This window comes from Kribbella sp. NPDC056861, assembly GCF_040687575.1.
In the GTDB taxonomy this organism is placed as follows: Bacteria; Actinomycetota; Actinomycetes; order Propionibacteriales; family Kribbellaceae; genus Kribbella.
The window spans coordinates 1,508,948-1,515,068 of the sequence record NZ_JBFBNQ010000001.1; the positions used below are offsets into that span (position 1 = coordinate 1,508,948).

4 protein-coding genes are annotated in these 6,121 nt (G+C 68.2%); all 4 read right to left on the reverse strand.

Annotated features, from left to right (window positions below; genetic code table 11):
* Nucleotide 1: 1 nt before the first annotated feature.
* A complete protein-coding gene (locus AB0P21_RS06845) occupies nt 2-2,848 on the reverse strand; it encodes a BTAD domain-containing putative transcriptional regulator (protein ID WP_363694319.1) in 2,847 nt (948 codons plus the stop codon).
* Nucleotides 2,849-2,914: 66 nt separating this feature from the next.
* Complete coding sequence (locus AB0P21_RS06850; protein WP_363694320.1) at nt 2,915-3,973, reverse strand: dipeptide ABC transporter ATP-binding protein; 1,059 nt, start codon at nt 3,971-3,973, stop codon at nt 2,915-2,917.
* Between the two features lie 8 nt (nt 3,974-3,981).
* The gene (locus tag AB0P21_RS06855; RefSeq protein WP_363694321.1) at nt 3,982-5,082 is read right to left on the reverse strand and encodes an ABC transporter ATP-binding protein; all 1,101 of its coding nucleotides are present in this window, start codon (nt 5,080-5,082) and stop codon (nt 3,982-3,984) included.
* Nucleotides 5,079-6,121 (reverse strand): ABC transporter permease (locus tag AB0P21_RS06860; protein WP_363694323.1); only part of this gene is annotated, 1,043 nt, incomplete at its 5' end. The genes AB0P21_RS06860 and AB0P21_RS06855, both read right to left, overlap by 4 nt.

Consider the following 6,121-nt stretch of genomic DNA (forward strand, 5'->3'; position numbering starts at 1 on the left):
GTCAGCGCGGCGGTGGGGCCTCGCCAAAGACCCGGGCCAGGAACTTCAGGACCTGTACTTCGCCCTGCGCGGTCGCCTCTTCGGTGAGCTCATGCCTGATCTTGCCCGCGGCCTCCCGGTCGCCGATCTCCAGCGCGAGCACGATCTCGGCCAGCTTCACGTGCAATCCGAGCCCGTGCGCCGGATGCTCCCGGTACCGCTCGGCCGCCTGGTCCAGCAGCCAGCGAGCCACTTTCCGCTCCCCGCGCTGCGCGGCGATCCGCGCCAGCAAACATCGCGTCATCGCCAGATAGGCGTCGGCCGAACCCGCCTCGAAGATCTCGGCGCTCCTGCTCAGCACCTGCCGGGCCTCGTCGAGCTTGCCCAGCTCGAGCTGGATCTCGCCGAGGATCACCCCGTTCATTGCCTCGGCCATGCTGCCCGGAGCCGCCAGCGAGATCGCCTCGATCGCGTAGCGCTCCGCCGTGGTGTGCTCCTCGGTCTCGGAGTAGATCACCGCGAGGTTCCGCAGTACGGTCGCGCGCAGTCCGGTCATCCCGCCGGCCTGGTCCAGCAAGCTGAGCGCCTTCGTGCAGGACGCCAGATCACGATCGACGTCGCCGACCAGCCGAGCCCCGAGGCCGATGGTGATCAACGCACTGACCTGAAGATCGACCGCCCCGGCTCGGGTGGCGAGCTCGAGCATCTCCTCGCCCTCGCTCGCCAGCGCCTCACCGGTCAGGTCGTTGGCCGCGTGCAATGCCCGCTGGGTCCGCGCATAGAGCTCGAGCGGCCCGGTCTGCCGCAACTCGTCGCAGATCGGCTGCAGCAGCTCGATTCTCGGCTCACGGAGGTCGCGGGCAACGAAGTACGGATTGAGGTGCAACCCGACCACTGCCGCCAGCTCGACCTGCCCTGATGCCAGCGCCGCCCGAGCGGCCGCACCAACCAGCGGCCAGGATCCGTCGAACCACTCGATCGGCGCAGCGACGACCGCAGCCTCGATGTCCGGCAGCACCGGCTGGTCCGGTACCAGGAGATGCTCAACCAGGGTTAGCCCGTGGTTCAGGTGCTTCTCCGCCAGGGCGGTCAGCCGATGCACCGCATGCACGTAGCGAAGGCGGGGACCGTCAGCATCACCGCCGGCCGCCAACTGCTCAGCGGCGTACGACCGGACCAGGGCGTGCATCTTGTACTGCTGCGCGGTGACCAGCTCGACCAACCCCAGGTCGACCAGCCGCTCGAAGGTCGCGTCACCGGTGGCTTCGTCACAGTCGAGCAGCGGAGCGGCCACCCAGGACGAGAACTCGGTCACGCCGACCAACGAGAGACGCTCCAGCAACTGACGAGCCTGGGGATCCACAAGGCTCAGTGTGCGACCAAGGCTCGTCCGTACTGCGAGGTCGCCGGCCACCATCGAGTCCAGCCGCTGCTCATCATCAGCCAGCGCACCGGCGATGCTTTGCAGCCCGCCGTCTCCGGACAGCGCCAGTCGTGAACCAACAATGCGGAGAGCCAACGGCAGCCCCACGCAGGCGTCCGCGACAGTGTCGAGCGTCGGCTGCTCGCGGAGCGTCCGGCCGATCAGACGATTCAGCAACGCGCGGCTGGTCTCCGAGTCGAGCGGGGTGACCTGCTGGTGCACCGCCTCAGTCAAGTCCGGCAACGGCTTGCGTGACGTGACGATCGCCGCGCACCGCGGTCCGGCCGGCAGCAGCGACCTGACCGTCACCGGATCCAGCGCGTCATCCAGCACGACAAGCACAGCGCGGTCGGCGGTGAGGTCCCGGAACGCCTGCTCCCGCTCAGCCACCGTCGACGGGACCTGCGTCGGCTTCAGCCCCAGCGACCGCAGCATCCGGCCCAGCAACGTCCGGGCCGGCAACGCCTCTCCCCCGACATCCTGCAGCCGCGCGAACAACTGCCCGTCCGGAAAAGTCCCTGCCACCAAATGCCCGATCCGCGTCCCCGCCGCTGACTTCCCGACCCCCGCACCACCCCACAAGCAGTACACGGCAGCCCGCTCGCGCCCCTCCCGCGTCAACTCCCGTACTGCGTCCGCCAGCAACTCGTCGCGCCCGACCAGCAGTGAGATGTCCACTGGCAACTCTCTTGGCACTGAGCCCTCGGCCCGCTGTGCGGCCGTCAACTGCAGCGCTGGATCGTCACGCAGGATCGCCAGGTGCAGCCGGCGGAGTGCCGGTGCCGGATCCAATCCGAACTCCTCAGCCAGCCGCTCGGCCAGGTCTGCATAGGCCTGCAGCGCCTCAGCCTTGCGACCGGCACGATAGAGCGCCGTCATCCACCCGACCGTCAAACGCTCCCGCTGCGGATGCGTCCGAACCAGCTCCGCCAGTTCGTCCACGACCCGCTCATGCAGCCCCGCCTGCAGATCTGCCTCGACCCGATCCTCCACCGCCGCCGCGTGCTCCTCCAGCAAACCGGCTCTCAACCGCTCCCGCGTGCTCTCCGGCATCAAGTCAGCCAGCGGCTCACCCCGCCAGGCCGCCAACGCCACCCGCAGACCCTCGCCCCGCAGTACCGGATCCTGCAGCTCGCGCGCCGCGACCACCAGACGACGAAAGCGCCCGACATCAACCAACTCGGGATCAACCTGCAGCACGTACCCGGCCGCACCGCCGACGATCGTCAAGCCGGGCAGCGCCTTGCGAAGCCGCGACAAGTAGACCTGCACCGAACCCCGCGCATCAGCCGGCGGCCCGTCCGGCCACAGCAGATCGACCAACTCGCTGACCGCCACCGACTCATTTGCCCGGAGCAACAAAATCGCCAGCAGCGCACGCTCCTGCCGGCGCAGTGCCCCGACCAGCCCGTCGACCTCGAGCGCCCCCAGCAACCGAAAGTCCATGGCCGAACAATAGAAGGACCCCGCCGACACGGGACAGGTCGGCGGGGTCCAGCGATCAGCGGTGGGTCAGGCCGTGGCGGCCGTCAGGTCCACCTTCGGCTCGGCGAAGTGGCACGCGGCCGCGTGGCCGGGGCCGGACTTCGGCTTGCCGATCAGCAGCGGCTCCTGGGTGGCGCAGATGTCCTCCGCCTTCCAGCAGCGGGTCCGGAACCGGCAGCCGCTCGGCGGGTCGATCGGCGACGGCACGTCGCCGACCAGCCGGATCCGCTCCTTCGGCGGGGTACCACGGATGGTGCCCAGGTCCGGGGCGGCCGACAGCAGCGCCTGCGTGTAGGGGTGCTGCGGAGCGGTGTAGATCTGCTCCCGCGGTCCCTGCTCGACGATCTTGCCGAGGTACATCACCGCGACCTCGTCACAGAAGTGCCGGACCACGCCGAGGTCGTGCGCGATGAAGACGAAGGCGATGCCCAGGTCGCGGCGCAGGTCCTCCAGCAGGTTCATCACCTGGGCCTGGATCGACACGTCCAGCGCGGAGACGGGCTCGTCGGCGATGATCACCTCGGGCTCGACCGCCAGCGCCCGGGCGATCCCGATCCGCTGCCGCTGACCACCGGAGAACTCGTTCGGGTACCGGTTGTGGTGCTCGGGGTTCAGGCCCACTCGCTCCAGCAGCTCCTGCACCCGGGCCACTTCCTGGCCCTTCTTGACCAGGTTGTGCACCCGCAGCGGCGTACTGATGATGTTGCTGACCGTCTGCCGCGGGTTCAGCGAGCTGTACGGGTCCTGGAAGACGATCTGCAGCTCCCGGCGGAACGGCCGCAGATCCTTCTCCTTCATCTGGGCGATGTCGGTGCCCTTGAAGATGATCTGGCCGGACGTCGGGGTCAGCAGCCGGGTGATCATCCGGCCGGTCGTCGACTTGCCACAGCCGGACTCGCCGACCAGACCGAGGCTGGCGCCCGGCTTCAGGTCGAAGCTGACGCCGTCGACCGCCTGGACGACCTTCTTGGTCCGGCCCAGTCCCGCGGCTTCCTTGATCGGGAAGTGCATCTTGAGGTCGCGGACCTGCAGCAGCGGGCTGTCCGAAGTACTTGCGGCGTCTACGGGACGCACTGTGTCGCTCATATCTCTCCTCAGCCCAGTCTCGGCTCGACCTCGGCCTCGTAGATCGAGGCCTTGTCGTGCAGGTGACACCGGGACGTGTGCGCTCCCGCACCGTCGACCGGCAGCAGGTCGGGCAGGTCAGTGGTGCAGCGTTCGCCCTTGACGCGGTCCTTGTACGGGCACCGTGGGTTGAACGAACAACCGCCGGGCAGGGCCAGCAACGACGGCGGCAGCCCCTTGATCGGGCGCAACCGCTCGTTGGCGGCCGACACGGTCGGGATCGACTCCAGCAGACCCCAGGTGTACGGCATCCGCGGCCGGGCCAGCACGTCCTCGGCGGTGCCGTACTCGACACAGCGGCCGGCGTACATCACCAGGACGTCGTCGGCCATCTCGGCCACCACGCCCAGGTCGTGCGTGATCAGCACGATCGCCGAGCCGAACTCCTTCTGCAGGTTGTTCAGCAGGTCCAGGATCTGGGCCTGGACGGTGACGTCGAGCGCGGTGGTCGGCTCGTCGGCGATCACCAGCTTCGGGTCGTTGACCAGACCCATCGCGATCATCGCGCGCTGCCGCATACCGCCGGAGAACTCGTGCGGGTACTGCTTGAACCGGCGGATCGGGTTCGGGATGCCGACCAGGTCGAGCATCTCCAGCGCGCGCTTCTTGGCGACGTCCTTGGACACCTTGTGGTGCACCCGGTACGCCTCGGAGATCTGCGCGCCGATCGTGTAGAGCGGGTGCAGCGACGACTGCGGGTCCTGGAAGACCATCGCCACCGCATCGCCGCGGACCTTCATCAGGTCCGACTCGGGCAGCCCGACCAGCTCGTCGCCGCCGAGCCGGATCGAGCCGGTGATCTTGGTCCGCTTCGGGTCGTGCAGACCCATCACGGCCATACTCGACACCGACTTGCCGGAGCCGGACTCGCCCACGATCGCCAGCGTACGGCCGAGCGGGACGGAGTAGCTCAGCCCGTTCACCGCGCTGACCAGGCCGTCGGCGGTCGGGAACTGCACGGTCAGGTCCTCGACCACCAGGTACGGCGTCTCACCGCTCGGGGAGATCGCCGACGAGCGCCGCTCACGAGTCGCGACCGACGGGTTGCGAGGGACATCTTGGGTGGTCATGCCAGCCTCACTCTCGGGTCGATCACGCTGTAGGCGACGTCGACGATGAAGTTCATCGCGACCAGGATGACCGAGGAGACCAGCACGGTGCCCATGATGACGGGCAGGTCGTAGGTGGTCAGGCTCTCCAGCACCAGGTTGCCGAGCCCCGGCAGGTCGAAGATCCGCTCGGTGAAGATGGCGCCCGCGAGACTGCCGGCGACGTCCAGACCGAAGATCGTGATGACCGGGATCAGGCCCGAGCGGAGCGCGTGCTTGTAGGTCACCACCCGGTCCGACAGCCCCTTGGCGCGGGCCGTGCGGATGTAGTCCTCGCTGAGCGTCTCCACCATCGAGCCGCGCGAGTACCGGGCGTACTGCGTGCAGTTGTAGAAGCCGATCACCAGCCACGGTGTCACCAGCCCCGCGAACCATTTCCCTGGACTCTCCGAGATCGGCGTGTAGCCGCCTCGGGGCAGGATCGGGTAGAGGATCGTCAGGTAGAGCGAGATCATCAGCGCGACGATGTAGTACGGGATCGAGCTCAGGATCAGGGTGCTGCTCATCAGCACCCGGTCCCCGGTCGTCCCGCGGCGCTTCGCAGCCATCGAACCCACGAAGACACCGATCGTCAGCACCAGGACGGCGTACCCCGCCACCAGGGAGACGGTGACCGGAAGCCGCGACTTCAGCATCTCGGTGACCGGCCGGTTGTTCTTGAAGGAGAAGCCCAGGCAGGGTGCCGCGCACTTCTGTTCGAGGCCGGACGTCACGAAGGTCCGTCCGACGAAGATCCCTGCCGTGTACTCGGCGAACTGCTGCACCTTGGGTCGGTCGAGGTGCAGGTTCTCCTTGATGTCGTTGTAGCGCTGCTGGGTGCAGTTGCGCTCACCACAGATCGCCGCGGCCGGGTCGGTCGGGGCGACGAAGAACAGCGTGAAGGTCGCGACCAGCGTGACCAGCACGACACTGAGCGCGCTCACCAGCCGACGCGCCACGAAGTAGAGCACGAGGTTTCTCCTCACCGATCGGGGTGGTGGCCGGACCGAGGTCCGGCCAC

Excerpts from the sequence above, each read along its gene's own strand:
- AB0P21_RS06845 (WP_363694319.1), bottom strand. The coding sequence starts at position 2,848 with ATGGACTTTCGGTTGCTGGGGGCGCTCGAGGTCGACGGGCTGGTCGGG.
- AB0P21_RS06850 (WP_363694320.1), bottom strand. The coding sequence starts at position 3,973 with ATGAGCGACACAGTGCGTCCCGTAGACGCCGCAAGTACTTCGGACAGC.
- AB0P21_RS06855 (WP_363694321.1), bottom strand. The coding sequence starts at position 5,082 with ATGACCACCCAAGATGTCCCTCGCAACCCGTCGGTCGCGACTCGTGAG.